The sequence below is a fragment of the Streptomyces sp. NPDC086519 genome (assembly GCF_040686075.1).
Taxonomy (GTDB): domain Bacteria; phylum Actinomycetota; class Actinomycetes; order Streptomycetales; family Streptomycetaceae; genus Streptomyces; species Streptomyces shenzhenensis.
On record NZ_JBFBJL010000021.1, the window covers coordinates 105,914 to 119,895 of the forward strand.

Annotated in this window: 11 protein-coding genes; all 11 read right to left on the reverse strand. The window is 71.3% G+C overall.

What is annotated here, in order from left to right; genetic code table 11:
* Positions 1-12: 12 nt before the first annotated feature.
* Positions 13-1,017, reverse strand: coding sequence for a sugar phosphate isomerase/epimerase (locus AB0P24_RS21500; RefSeq protein WP_365796249.1), 1,005 nt, complete (start codon positions 1,015-1,017; stop codon positions 13-15).
* Positions 1,014-1,622: a nucleoside deaminase gene (locus tag AB0P24_RS21505; RefSeq protein WP_365796251.1), complete on the reverse strand. Its 609-nt coding sequence runs from the start codon at positions 1,620-1,622 to the stop codon at positions 1,014-1,016. The genes AB0P24_RS21500 and AB0P24_RS21505 overlap by 4 nt, the downstream gene beginning before the upstream one ends.
* Before the next feature lie 16 nt (positions 1,623-1,638).
* Entirely contained in the window at positions 1,639-3,165 is a 1,527-nt protein-coding gene (locus tag AB0P24_RS21510) for a GMC oxidoreductase (protein WP_365796253.1), read from the reverse strand.
* Positions 3,166-3,223: 58 nt separating this feature from the next.
* On the reverse strand, positions 3,224-4,354 hold the full coding sequence (locus AB0P24_RS21515; RefSeq protein ID WP_365796255.1) for an ROK family protein: 1,131 nt from the start codon (positions 4,352-4,354) through the stop codon (positions 3,224-3,226).
* Between the two features lie 8 nt (positions 4,355-4,362).
* The gene (locus AB0P24_RS21520) at positions 4,363-5,727 is read right to left on the reverse strand and encodes a carboxylesterase family protein (protein WP_365796257.1); all 1,365 of its coding nucleotides are present in this window, start codon (positions 5,725-5,727) and stop codon (positions 4,363-4,365) included.
* Positions 5,724-6,605 (reverse strand): carbohydrate ABC transporter permease, encoded by an 882-nt coding sequence (locus AB0P24_RS21525; protein WP_365796259.1) that lies wholly within the window; start codon positions 6,603-6,605, stop codon positions 5,724-5,726. Before AB0P24_RS21525 ends, AB0P24_RS21520 begins: the two co-directional genes overlap by 4 nt.
* A complete protein-coding gene (locus AB0P24_RS21530) occupies positions 6,602-7,519 on the reverse strand; it encodes a sugar ABC transporter permease (protein WP_365796261.1) in 918 nt (305 codons plus the stop codon). The genes AB0P24_RS21525 and AB0P24_RS21530 overlap by 4 nt, the downstream gene beginning before the upstream one ends.
* 7 nt (positions 7,520-7,526) lie before the next feature.
* The gene (locus AB0P24_RS21535; RefSeq protein WP_365796263.1) at positions 7,527-8,828 is read right to left on the reverse strand and encodes an extracellular solute-binding protein; all 1,302 of its coding nucleotides are present in this window, start codon (positions 8,826-8,828) and stop codon (positions 7,527-7,529) included.
* A gap of 699 nt (positions 8,829-9,527) precedes the next feature.
* The gene (locus AB0P24_RS21540) at positions 9,528-11,039 is read right to left on the reverse strand and encodes an ATP-binding protein (RefSeq protein WP_365796265.1); all 1,512 of its coding nucleotides are present in this window, start codon (positions 11,037-11,039) and stop codon (positions 9,528-9,530) included.
* Entirely contained in the window at positions 11,036-11,776 is a 741-nt protein-coding gene (locus tag AB0P24_RS21545; protein ID WP_365796267.1) for a response regulator transcription factor, read from the reverse strand. The genes AB0P24_RS21540 and AB0P24_RS21545 overlap by 4 nt, the downstream gene beginning before the upstream one ends.
* 37 nt (positions 11,777-11,813) lie before the next feature.
* Positions 11,814-13,955: a glycosyltransferase family 39 protein gene (locus AB0P24_RS21550; RefSeq protein ID WP_365796269.1), complete on the reverse strand. Its 2,142-nt coding sequence runs from the start codon at positions 13,953-13,955 to the stop codon at positions 11,814-11,816.
* Positions 13,956-13,982: the final 27 nt, after the last annotated feature.

Here is a 13,982-nt window from a genome sequence, read left to right on the forward strand (position 1 = left end):
CAGGGGGAGCCGTCATGCCCGGCCCTGCCTTTCGACGTGCGCGGCGCGATCGCCCGCCGCCTCCCCCGCGCGGGCCACCTCCACGACGGCTCTTCCCGCCCGCAGCGCGGCGACGGGGTCAGCCGCCTCGTCCAGCTCGACGAGTACGATGCCGGCGCCGGGCGTGCCGGACATCGCGTCGGCCCACCCCCGCCAGTCCACGATGCCGGTGCCCAGCTCGGTCATGTAGGGCTGTTGCTGGGCGAAGACCGTTTCGTCGATGGTGAGTTCGACGTCGATCGGTCTGACGGCGTCCTTCCAGTGCGCGAGCGCGATGCGCGGGGAGTGACGGCGCGCGACCGCGACCGGGTCGCCCCCGCCGAGCGCGATGTGGCAGGAGTCGGGGCACAGCCACACATAGCGCGGATCGGTCAGGGCCATGAACAGGTCGATGTCCCTCTCGTACCAGAGGGTGCTGTTGGACTCGGTGTGGAAGGCGAGCTTCACGCCGTACCGGGAGACGGCCTCGCCGACCATGTGGGCGATGTCGGCCATCCGCATCATGTACGCGGCGTCGGCGAAGAAGGGCGGACGCGTCCCGAACGTCGTCCGCATCGGCAGTCCGGTGACGAGCAGTTCCGCTCCCGCCTCGGCGAGGAAGGCGGCGCGCCGCTCGGCGTCGGCGACGATCGCGGGCAGGTCGCCGTCCTGCCGCCAGTCGGGGGCGTCGCTGCCGGCGACGAATGCGCTCACCACGGACAGGCCGCGGGCCGCCAGTTCGCGGCGGAAGGAGGCCGCGCTGCCGAAGGCGCGCAGAGCCGAGTCGATGTCGCCGGGTGCGAAGGTCAGCTCCAGGCCGGTGATCCCGGCCTCCGCCGATGCGTCCATCACGCGCAGCCAGAAGGTGTCGGGGGCGGCGAAGGCCCAGTCGCGCAGGGCGTTGGCGGAGTCCAGTTCCCAGAAGTCCGGGTGGTAGAAGGTGATGAGGTCGGTCGCGAAACGCGGGGCCGGCGGTGTCGGCGTGTTCAGTGGTGTCATGCGGCGCCTCCGCGGGCGTTGTAGACGGTGATCCCGTCGGCGTCGACGGCGTCCCGGTAGCCGCGGAACACGGAGAGCGCCTCGTCCCGCAGCACGTCCCGCGTGACCTTGATACCGCGTGCCTCGAACTGCTCGGCCCAGTCCGCGCCGAGCGGGCCCTCGTCGAAGGTCGTGATCTCTTCCAGCTCCGGCCCCTCACCCGCGACCACGAGCCCCCGCACCCCGGACCACATCGTCGCGCCGTAACACTGCACGCACGGACGCCAGTTGACGACCAGCTCGTGCGCGGGCAGGCCCTCGCCGCCGAGGTCCCAGCCGCCGGTCGCCCTCTGGGCCAGGCCCAGCGCGACGACCTCGGCGTGCGCACTGGAGACGCCGGAGGCGAGGACGACGTTCACGCCGACCGAGATGATCCGGCCGGTGTCCTGCTCGGTGACGAGCGCCGCGAACGGACCGCCGTTGCCCTCGCGCCAGTTACGGTCGGCGAGGCGGTGCGCGAGGCGCATCCGGTCCTCGCGGCACGGGACGGCGGCGGGCACGTCGGCGAGTTCGTCGTCGATCCACGCGGGCAGCGCCACGCGGTATTCCTTCGGGATGCGGATCACGGCTTTCGGTTTCCTCTCAGTGGGCGGCGGGCGCGGTGATGCGTTCGGCGACGGCGCGCGCGGCTCTTACGGCCGTCACCGCGCCGGCCAGCGTGACGTTGGCGGCCATGGCAGTGGGGATCACGCCGTTGCCCGCGAGGTACAGGTTGTCGAAGCCCCACACCCGGCCGTCGGGGTTGCACACGCTGGTGCCGTCGTCGGCGCGGCCCGCCCGGACGGTGCCGGTCTGGTGCAACGACGAGCCGGGCGGCAGCAGGGCCAGTTCGGTATCGGGATCGAACGTGCCGAACTCCCCCGCCAGCGTCCGGACTTGGTCCAGTGCCCGGCCGATCAGTGCGCGGTCGGCGGCGGAGTAGCCGAACTCGACGGTGAAACGTGGCATCCCGGCCAGGTCGGTGTCCGACTCCGAGAAGACGAGCCGGTTCTCGGGACGGGACTCGACGGGGGCGTACAGCGACAAGCCCACCGAGTGCGCCAGGGGGCGGCCGGCCTCGTCCACGTACGTGCGGTTCATGATCTGACCGTGGAACGGCTGCGCCGGGCCGTTCTGCGGCAGCCAGAGCGAGTCCGTGGCGAACTCGCCTGGGAGCGGCAGGGGCAGGGCGTCGACGCCGATGCCGAACCGGTCGAGGTCGAGCAGCACGCGGGCGCTGATGAACGCGTGCTCGTTGAGGTGACGTCCCAGTGCCGGGGGCCGTATGCCGGACGCGAACAGCAGTTGTGGGGTGCGCAGGCTGTCGGCGCACACCACCACGGCCTGCGCCGGGAGTTCGGACTCGGTGCCGTCGGCCACCCGACGCAGCCGGGCGCCGGCCACCCGGCCGCCCTCGGTGACGAGGGCCGTGGCGAGGGTGCCGGTCAGGAGCGTGAAAGCCGGGTCCCCGCCCGCCGCGATCGGGGGGAAGACCGTGCCCGGAGCCGTGCGCGGCATGGGGCCCGCCGGTGTCGCGGTGACCGCCATCGGCATCGGCTGCGGCCGCCGGTCGTCCGGTCCGACGCCCTCGTAGCACCGACGCAGCACCTCAAGTACCCGCTGCCCGACCGGAGTCGGGCCGATGGCGGCGGGCGTGACCGCGAGCAGGCGGCGCGCGGTCTCCAGATCCGTCGCCCAGCGGTCCGGGTCACCGAAGTCGAACACCTCGTCCCCGGCGGGCCAGGGGGTCGCGGCGGTCCAGTGCACGCCCATGCCGCCCGCGTTCCACGCGAGCGCGGCAGCCGGCATCGCCTCGGCGTCCTCGCCGAAGGCGAGCGCGTGGAACATGCCGGGTGCCAGGCCGGTGATGCTGTCCGCGACGTCGCGCACCACTTCGGCGCCCGTGTACAGGCCCTGGATGCCGGTGGCGACCCGTTCGTTGTAGCGCGACCACAGGGCCGGGTCGTCGAGGTCGTGCAGGTGCAGGCCGGGGGCCGAGCCGATGGGCAGGCCGCCGTCGACCATGGTGATGTCCAGCGTCGGATCGGTGTCGCGCAGCAGCCGGGCCACGACGGATCCCATGATGCCGCTGCCCACGATGAGAACGCCGGTCCTGCTGGTGCCGGTCATGGTCGGGCTCCTGTCTTGTGGAACTGGGTGTGAGGGGAGAGCGGGGCGGGACGCGCGATCACGCGCTCGGGACGGGTGGGCCGAACAACTCGGTGTCCATGTGGTCGAGCACGAACTTGACGGCGCCGATGAGCGGGCCGTCGGAGCCCAGTACGGTGACGCGCAGCTCGACGGCGGGGGTACGGGCGCCGCGCATCGCCTCGCGCACCCGGGGCAGCAGCACATCGGCCGCGTCCTCCAGCCCGCCGCCGAGCACGATGAGCGACGGCGCGACGGTCCACGACAGGGTGGTGAGGATCGACGCGATGTTCTCCACGAACTCGTCGACCTCCGCGAGCGCCGCTGTGTCGCCGGCCCGGGCCGCGGCGAAGCGGCCTTGCGCGACACGCCGACGGAACGGGTCCGGTGAGGTCAGCCACGCCACGGGGCGGTCCTCGACCGAGCCGGCCGGCAGCGACACCGCCTCGGCGATCTCGCCCGCGGCGCCTTCGAGACCACGGTGGACGTCACCGCGTATGAGGATGCCGAGACCGGTCCGGTTGCCGAGCATCGCCCATACGACGTTGTCGTGGTCACCGGCCGCACCCCGCCAACGCTCGCCGAGCGCACCCAGATTGGTGTCGTTGTCCGCGAACCACGGCATGCCGATGCGCCGCCCGAGTTCCTTGGGCAGGCGCACGCCTTCCCACTGCGTCGTGTGCACCAGGCGCCGTACGACGCCGTCGTCGTCGATCGCGCCACCGCCGGCGATCGCGCCGGCCCGCAGCCGGTCCGCCGTCCCGCCCGCGTCGGCGAGGGCCTCCAGCACCAGCGCCGCCGCGTCGTCGAGCGTGGCCTGCGGATCCTGGTAGTCATGCAGCCGCCGGTGCGCCCGGCCGACGATCCGGCCGCGCACGTCGGCGACGACCGCGGACCCGTCCAGGGTGGTGATGCGCACGGCCGCCAGCAGCGCGTGCTCGGCTCGCAGCTCGTATCGGCGAGCGGGGCGCCCGGCGCAGCCGCTTACCGGCACCCGGTCGAGTTCGCTCACCCAGCCCGCGTCGACGAGCGAGTCCAGGATGAGTTCGATGGTGCGGCGGGACAGACCGACCCGCTCGGACAGCCCGGCCAGCGTCATCGGCCCGGCCGACACCGCCAGCGTGCGCAGGATCACCGAGGTGTTGACCCGCCGGACGGCGCTCTGGTTCATCCCGGACATCAGCACGCCCCGGCCGTGTCGGACCCCGCCACTACCGGGTCGTACACACCTGTGGTGTCGGCCGTCGGCGGCGCCCCGGGCCCGCCGTATTCGCGAGCGGGATCGCCGAGCCTCCCGGTCGCCCGCGCCCAGGCCGGCGAGCTGCCATGGACGAACGCGGCCAGATCGGCGTGCATAGATGCGGCGAGGTCCGAAGGCGGCCGAGTTCCCAGGGCCTCGGCGGTCCCCGGCGCGTCGAGCACGTCGAAGAAGAACGGGATGTCGGCGCAGTGCACGGCGCCACCGAGTACGGGCGAGGGCCATTCGAAGGAGTACAGCCAGGTGCCGACGGTGGCGTCGCGACGCGCTGCCGCCGCGCGCGGACAGGCGGTGCGGAACAGGGTGTCCGTCACACGGCTGCCCGCCGCTCGGGCGGCGGCGTTGCGGATGCCCGGGGCGCCGCCGTCGAACTCGTCGCCCGTCGCGCCGAGCAGCAGCGGTACGTTGTGCCCGCGCACGGCCAGTCCCTCGGCGACGGGCACCGGAAGGACGTCGTCGCCGACGACCGGACCGAGCACGAGCGGGCCGTCGTCGCCACGTTCGCTCCGCAGCAGACGGACGCCCTGCTGAACGCTTTCCACCGTGAGGCCGCCGAAGCCGTCGCGCGTCGGCGGCACGCCGAGCCGGTCACCGAGCCGCCCGGCGAAGTCGCGCGCGGCGTCCGCGCCCACCTCGAAGAAACCGCCGGACACACTGACCGCGCGGTGGAAACGATCACCGCCGAGGGGCGAGGAGAGCAGTGCGAGCACCGCCCCGCCTCCCGCCGACTGGCCGGCGAGGGTGACCCGGCCCGGGTCACCGCCGAAAGCCGCGATGTTCTCCCGCACCCAGTCGAGCGCGAGCAGCAGGTCCCGCAGCCCGAGGTTCGTGGGTACGCCGTCCAGCGGGGCGAACCCGTCGACGCCGAGCCGGTAGCCGGGCGTCACGGTGACGATTCCGTCGCGGGCGAAGGCCCGGCCGTCGTACCACGGACTGGCCGGGCTGCCCGCGAGGAAGCCGCCGCCGTGGATCCACACCAGTACCGGGCATGACACACCGTCCGCGGGGGCGACGACACTCAGGTTCAGTACGTCGTCGCCCGGCACCGACGGCTCCGGAACGGTGGTCGCGGCGGACAGCGGCACGCGCTGCGAGGTGGCACCGTGCCGGGACGCGTCGTACGGTTGCGTGAACCGGCGGCGTGGCACCGGCGCCGCGAACCGCCGCGTGCCGACGGGCGCTTCGGCGAACGGGATGCCGAGGAAGCGCCGTACCCGGCCGGTGCGGCGGCCGATGACCGTACCCGCGGGCGCTTCCACCACGTCCGTCACGTCCACCGCGGTCACCGCATTCCCGTTCCGGCGATGCCCTGCACGAAGTAGCGCTGCAGGAACAGGAAGAGGACGAGGACCGGCAGCATCACGACGATCGCACCGGCGAGCATCAGGCCGTAGTCGGTGACGTGAGCGGCGGCCTGGCTGGTGGCGGCGAGGCCCACCGGCAGCGTGTAGGTGGAGGTGCTCTGGGCTACGACGAGCGGCCAGATGAAGTTGTTCCACGAATAGAGGAACGACATGATCGTGACCGTCGCGACGGCGGGTCCCGCCAGTGGCAGGAAGATCCGGAAGAAGACCCGGAACTCACCCGCCCCGTCGATCCGGGCCGCTTCCAGCAGTTCGTCGGGGACCGACAGGGCGTACTGCCGCATGATGAACACGGACAGCGGCAACGCCGCACCGGGCAGGGCGATACCGGTGAGGGTGTCCGCCAGCCCCAGGTCGACGGTGATCACGAACTGGGTGACGAACACTGTGGTGAACGGCACCATCAGCGCCGCCATGACCGCGCCGAACGCGATCCGCTTGCCCGCGAAGTCCAGCTTGGCGAGCGCGTAACCCGCCGCCGACGCCGCCACGATGTTGCCGGCGACGATGATGACCGCGACCACGATGCTGTTGACCAGGAACCGGCCGAAGCCCTCGGTCCGGAACAGTCGTACGAAGTTGTCGACGGTGACGTGGTGCGGAAGCCAGGCACCGGGGTCGGAGCGGATCTCGCCGAGGCCGCGCAGCGAGCCGCTGAGCACCCAGACGAACGGCAGCAGCGTGAGCAACGCGCACAGCACGAGCGCGCCGTAGAGCAGGGGACGGGCGACGGACCGGCGGCGCACATGCGTCCGCTCGCCCGTCATCGCGGCATTCCGTGGTGCGGCGATGGTGGTCATGCGCGGGGCCTCAGCATTCGGAACTGGACGATACTCACCAACGTCACGAGCAGGAGCATCACGAAGGACGCGGCCGAGGACATGCCGAACTCGCCGACGCCGAACTGGTGGTAGGTGTACAGCGCCACCGACTCGGTGGAACCCAGCGGGCCGCCGTTCGTGAGCAGGTACGGCTCGTCGAACACCTGGAGGTAGAAGACGGTCAGCAGCACCGACACCATCAGCGTGGTCGGCATCAGCAACGGCAGGGTGATGTGCCGCAGCCTCCGCCACCAGCCGGCCCCGTCGAGGGAGGCGGCCTCGTACACGTCCTGCGGCACCGCCTGCAGACCGGCGAGGAACAGCACCATCGCGATGCCGAAATTCCGCCAGACACCGAGGGCGATGACCACGGGCATGGCCAGGTGCGTGTCGTCCAGCCAGTTCGGCCCGGCGAAACCGACGGCGCCGAGCACCTTGTTGACGGTGCCGTTGGTGTTGAAGGCGTACTGCCAGATCATGGCGACGGCCACGACGTTCGTGACGACCGGTGCGAAGAAGACGGTACGGAAGGTGCCGCGCAGCCGCCGGATGCCGGAGTTGAGCGCGAGGGCGAGCGCGAACCCGAACCCCATGGTCAACGGCACACCGACGGCTACGAACAGGACGGTGTTGAGGATGTCCCGCAGGAAGCTCGGGTCCTCCAGCAGCCGGAGGTAGTTCTGGATTCCGGTGAAGTCGACGGCGAGCGGATGCCGCAGGTCCGTGCCCCGGAGGTCGGTGAGGCTGAACCCGAGCGCGGCGACGGTGGGGATCGCCGTGTAGAGCAGGAACACCAGGGCGAACGGCGCGAGGAACAGCCAGGCGACGGCCGTTCGGCGGGCGCCCCGGGGCCGACGCGCCCTGCGCGGCGTCGGCCCGATGGCGGCGGTCATCCGGGCATCACCCCTTGCCCGTGCCGAGGCTTTCGGCGTACGCCTGGACGTTCGCGGCGGCCTCTGCGGCGGTCCCCTTGCCCTTGGCCACGGCTTCCATCTCCTTGCCCAGCCGTGTGGCGACCTGCTGCCAGTTGCTCACCTGCGGGAACGCCCGGGTGTTCTTCAACTGCGTGAGGAAGGCATCCAGCAGCGGCTGGCCCGCGACGGCCGGGTTGGCCCAGGCGGAGGCGACGGCCGGCAGCGAGCTGTACGCCTTGTACTGCGCGACCTGCGTGCTCGGCTTGGAGATGTACCGGATGAGCTTCCAGGCCGCGTCCGCGTTGCCGCTGTCGGCGAGCACTCCCCAGCTGCCCCCGGCGGAGAAGGAGACGCTTCCCGACGGCCCGGCAGGCAGGGGTGCGGTGGCGACATGGGACGCCGTCCAGCCGGTCTTCTTCGCGACCGCGTCGAGCTGGCCGATGACCCACGGGCCCGTGATCATGCAGGCGGTCCTGCCCGACACGAAGTACGGCTGCGCGTCGAGGAACGTGGGCCCGCTGGTGTCCGCGATGCCCGAGGTGAAGAACGACGCGTTGTACTTGATCGCGTCGACCATCGCCGGTGTGTCGAGCGTCCACTTGCTGCCGGACGAGAGCAGCGAGCCACCCGCCTGCCAGGCGTACATCGCGACGTCCTGGCCGTTGAAGATGTCCCAGCCGATGTCGGCCCCGAGCCCGTGCCCGGCGCCGACGCGTTGCAAGGCCTTGAAGAACGGCACCACCTCGTCCCATGTCGTCGGCGCCTTGACACCCGCCTTCTTGGCGAGGTCGGAGCGGTAGACGAGCGCGTAGGTGTAGGCGTACCAGGGCACCGTGTAGGCGACGTTCTTCACCACACCGGCGTCCCACAGGCTCTTGAAGAAGGCGGACGGGTCGACGACGCCGTCCGGGACGGGCCGCAGGATCGACGGATCGAGGAACTGCGCCTGCGACTCGGCGAAGAACTGGGCGACATCGGGCCCCTTGCCCGCGGCGATCGCCGACTGGAGCTTGGTGTAGTACTCGGCGTTCGGTATCAGCGTGAACTTCACATCGAGTTTCGGGTTCGCGGCCTTGAAGGGCTTGATGACCTTGTCGAGCACGTCGGCATCGCCCTGGGCGGCCCACACGTTGACGGTTCCCTTGGCCGGGGAGTTGTCGACGGGCTTGGCAGTGGCGGCGGTCGCAGCGTTGTCGCTGCCTCGACCGCAGCCTGCCAGGGCAAAGCTGCCGAGGAAAGCTGTGCCGGCGGTCAGCCGTAGGACACTGCGTCTGGAGGGGTGGGACACGCTGGGCTCCTGTCTCATGGGGCGCTGAGCACAGTGGGGTATTTCGGGGAAAGTAGCGATTTCGGTCCGATAGGACGTGATCGAGGTGATGGTGCCTTTACGGCGTGGCAGTGACCGTAGGTGGGACGGGTTGCGGTGGCATCGCGGATCCGTCACCGTGAAATTTCGGAACTTGTAGCAAAATCGGGATGCCCGGGGTCCGGCACTTCGACGCTGACGTTCAGGAACGGGCATCCCCGGAACGGGGCGGCGGTGTCCGGGAGCTTCCAGTCGAAGACGGCGAGGAGCTGCTCACGCGTCCGAGATCAACGACGCGTACGAGAGGGTCCTGGCGAGCGACGTCCGCTACCGCTTCGTGATCGACACCACCCCCACCTGAAGTGCTGCATCCCTTTCATCGTCCGTTCGCGCTGACGGGTGAAGTGGTGGAAGTTCCCGGCTCGGTTGTTCGGCCTTTTGGCTGCCGGTCCTCCACCAAGCGCATCGGAGCCCGGTGCGGCAGCCCGTGCGGGGGACCGCGCCTTGTCGACCTCCCGACCGTTCGCGTAGCCGGTGACGTTGCGCCTGAAAAGCACAGCAGTGCGCTTGCGCAGTGTCCTGGTCATCTGAACAGCCAGGTAGAGGCAGAGCAGTTCGCGGCCGCTGGGGTGGCCCAGTGCCAAGACCGGCACGCCGGTCGCGCGGAAGAAGTGGCGCCGGTCAATCCCTTGCCGGAAGCACCAGGCGGAACGTGCACCCTGCACCCACTCCGGTGTCGAGTTCCAGGCGGCCGCCGTGGCCCCGGGCGATCGCCGCGGCGATGGCGAGGCCCAGACCACTGCCCCCGTGGTCACGAGAGCGGGAGGGGTCGACACGGTAGAAGCGCTCGAAGACTCGCTCTGCTTCCTCCGGCGGCAGTCCCGGCCCCTGGTCGGCGACTTCGATCACACAGATCGGCGTGCCCGCGGTCAGCGGCGGTGAGCCGCCGCACCGACCGGGACGGTCGGTACCTCCCGTCGTCGCCCCCGCGCGGGCCGTACCCACGCATACGTCGATGGGAGTGCCCGGCGGCGTGTGCACGAGCGCGTTGGACAGGAGGTTGTTCACCACCTGGAGCAGCCGGTCCGGATCACCATCCGTCTCGACGATGTCGAGTTCGCGGTTGGCGGCATCCCCGATCTTCATGTCGAGCGGGCTGAGGGTCACCCGGTGCTCACCCCCGCCGCGCACGGCTGCCGCGCTCACCGCGTCGGCCGCGAGGGACAGCAGGTCGACGGGTACGGTGCGGTAGGCCCGTTCCTGGTCGAGTTTGGCCAGCAGGAGCAGGTCGTCGACGAGGTGGTTCATGCGCTCCGCGTTCCTGGCGACCTGTTCATCGGCCTCCCGGCGGTACGCGGCGGGGCGGTCCGGGTGGCGCAGGGCCAGCTGGGCGAAACCCTGTATGGAGGTGAGGGGCGTACGCAGCTCGTGCCCTGCGTCAGCCACGAAGCGGCGCAGCCGGGCCTCCGAGAACTCACGTTGACGCAGGGCCTGTTGGAGGCGGTCGAGCATGTCGTTCAGTACGGTTCCAAGGCGGCCGGTCTCGGTGCGCGGGTCGGTGTCGGGCAGCCGCACGCTCAGATCCCCCGCGGTGATGTCCTGCGCCGTGTGCTCCATCCTGGTCAGCGGAAGGAGACCAAGACGGACGACCCACCGGCCGACGGCGATCAGCCCGACCACGGTCACGGCGAAGACGGCCACGTTGAGGACGAGCAGTTTCGACGTGGCCCCTTCCTCGGTGTCGAGGGGCAGGGCGACCACGTACGTGGTGCCATCGGCTCTGGCGTTCTTCCACACCACGCGCCAGTGCCCTTCGCCGGAGACGGCCGGGACGGTCGCCTCGCGTCCCTTGTCCAGATGGAGTTTGCCGGTCTTCGGCGCGAGCGCCGGGCCGGGCTTCCTCCCGCCACCGAGGGTTCCCCGCTCCTGGCCCGAGGCGTCGTAGAACGTGATGCGGAAGTCCGAGGGGAGGGTGGTGGAGTCAGGGGCCGGCCTGGTGGGCAGTCCGGTCTCGTCGGCGAGGGCGCCGTTCGGGAGGAAGAACTCCGTCAACTGCTGGTCGACCCGGTTGAGCAGCCAGGAATGCAGGACCAGGAACCCGACGGTCTGGGCGGTGAGAACCGCGGCCGCGGCGAGCAGGGTGACGCCCCACACCAGCCGGCCGCGCAGCGACCGGGGGCGGCCGCGGATCACCGGTCCGCCCTGGTGCGCGGCAGACGCAGGCAGTAGCCCACGCCGCGCACAGTGTGCAGAAGGGGCGGGTCGAAGCGGTCGATCTTGCGGCGCAGGTACTTGACGTACGTCTCCACGATGCGGCCGTCGCCTGCGAAGTCGTACCCCCACACATGGTTGAGGATCTTGGTCTTGCTCAGTACGCGGTTGGCGTTCTCCATCAGGTAGGCGAGCAGGTTGAACTCGGTCGGGGACAGCGGGATGTACTCGCCGGCCCGGTGCACTTCGTGGGCGTAGTCGTCCAGCTCCAGGTCGGCGAAGCACAGGATGCCGCTGCCGTCGCCCTGCACGTCGGCGAGGTGTTCGGGATCGGTCCGCCGCAGGATGGCGCGGATGCGCAGCAGCACCTCCTCGATGCTGAACGGCTTGGTCACGTAGTCGTCGCCGCCCGCGGCGAGGCCCGCGATACGGTCGGCGACCTCACCGCGGGCCGTGAGGAACAGCACCGGTGTCCGCACACCCGCGGCGCGCAGTCTGCGGGTGACCTCGTAACCGTCAAGGTCGGGCAGCATCACGTCCAGTAGGACGAGGTCGGGGCGCAGTCCCTCGATGTCGTGCAGGGCGTCCCGTCCGGTGGCGGCGCTGGCGACCGTGTAGCCGGACAGCCGCAGCGCCGACTCCAGCAGCATGCGAATGCCGGGGTCATCCTCGACCACCAGGAGCCGGTACGGGGCCGGGGCGGCGGGTGGTTCGTGCATGGTGCGGTGTCGTCCGTTCTGCCGCAGCTGCTACTGGCTACTTGGCGGCGCAGTCGTACATGGTCGTTCCGGTACGGCCCATGATGCCGCCCGTGGCCGAGGCGCTGCCGCCGGAGCCGCCGTACTCCTTGGCCGGCACCTTGGTGCAGTGCTTGCTGATCCATGCCGACCGCTGGGAGGCCACGCCGTTCTTGCCGCCCATCATGGCGCCGATGCCGCCGGAGGAGCCGGAGCCGAGTACGTAGCGCAGTTCGCCGTCCTTGGTCCACTTCTGCAGTTGCCGCACGGAGGGTGCGTCGTCGGCGCCGGAGAAGCCGCCCATGCCGATGACCGTGGCGTCGCTGCTGAGGATGAACGGGGCCGCGCTCTGAGCTCCGCCGTCGACCGCAAGGGTGATGCGGGCGTCGTCGGAGTGCTCGGTGGCGAAGTCGAGGATCTTGCGCTGGTCGGAGGTGAGCTTCGTGGCGCCGCCCAGTCGGCCGAAACCGCCTCGATCGCCCGAGCCGCCACCGCCGCCGGGGAACACGGGCATGTCCGTGGGCAGTCCCGACGGCATGCCCTCGGGCAGCTCGCCCGCGGATCCGCCGGACATGCCGGTCCCGCCACCACCGAGGCCCTCGGGCAGCTCGAAGCCCTTCGGCGGCAACGAGCCGTTCCCTCCGCCGAACGACATCGTCGCCGGCCCGGCCGTCGGGTTGGCTCCGCCCATCGCCGACCCGGACCCGCCGGTCACACTGACCCCCCACGCGGCGGGCGCGAGCAGCACCGCCACCAGCGCGCCGCCGAGGGCGACGGGAACCAGCCGCACCGCCCGCATCGCGGCCGTCAGCAGCCCGACGGCGATCAGCCCGAGCAGGAGCACGACCCATGCCAGCCACCCGTGCCAGGACGGCTCCCGGCGGATCACGACCACGGCCCAGACGACGGTCACCAGCACGGTCCCGGCGCCGACGGGCAGCGCCCAGCGCGCCCCGGCGCGGTGCGCCCGGACCAGCGCGGTCACCAGTCCGGCGGTCAACGCGGCCACGGCGGGGGTGAGTTGGGTCGTGTAGTACGGGTGGAAGATCCCCTCCTGGGTGGAGAACACCAGCCCGCACACCACCAGCCAGGTCCCCCACAGCACCCACCCGGAGCCGTCCAGGGCCTCCCCCGCCGAGCCGCCGCCGTGTCGGCGCAGCACCGCACCGGCCACCGCGACGACCAGTGCCACCGCGCTCACCGGCAGCAGCCAGCTGATCTGCCCCGCCACCTGGTCGTTGAACAGCCTCAGCAGCCCGGCCTCGCCGCCGAAGGCGCCGCCGAAGTTGCCCCCGCCGCCGCCCGCGTTCTCGCCGAAGACCCGGCCGAGCCCGTTGTACCCGGTCACCAGGTCCCAGGCCCCGCCGTCGGTGCTGCCGCCGATGTACGGCTTCTCACCGGGCCACCAGGCGACCATCACCACCCACCACAGCGAGGACACCGCGCACACCGCACCGGCGAGCAGCAGCCGCCCGGTCCGCGTCAGCCAGGTCCCCCGCGCACCCACCAGCCAGGCCGCCGCCAGGGCCGGCAGCACCATCCAGGCCGCCATCATCTTCGTGAGGAACCCGCAGCCGATCAGGAACCCGCTCGCGCACAGCCACCATGTGCCGTGCCGGCCCGAGTCGGTATGCAGGGCACGGGTCAGCGCGTAGGCGGCAGCGACCAGGAACAGCACCAGCAGCGTGTCCGGGTTGTTGTCGCGGTTGATCGCGACAGTGATCGGGGTCAGCGTCATCACCAGCGCGGCCAGCAGTGCCGCGGCCTCGCCCGCCCACCGGCGGACCGTACGGTGCAGCACGAAGACGGCGGCGACGCCCTCCAGCACCTGGGGCAGGAGCAGCGCCCACCCGTGCATCCCGAAGATCTTGCTGCTGAGGACCTGCGGCCACAGCGCCGCCGGCGGCTTGTCGACCGTGACGACCCCGGCCGGGTCGAAGGAGCCGAACAGGAAGTTGGTCCAGTCGCGGCCCATCGACTTCACGGCGGCCGAGTAGTAGCTGTTGGCCCAGCCGAGGGAGCCGAGGGCCCAGCCGTACAGCAGCGCGGACAGGAGCAGGATCGCGCCCAGCGCGGCGGGGGCCGCCCAGCCTGGCAGGGCACGCCCGGTGACGGGGAGACGCAGGACGGGGGTCGCGTGCGCCTCGGTGGTGGGGGTCATGTGGGGGTTCGCTCTCGAAGAGTAGGG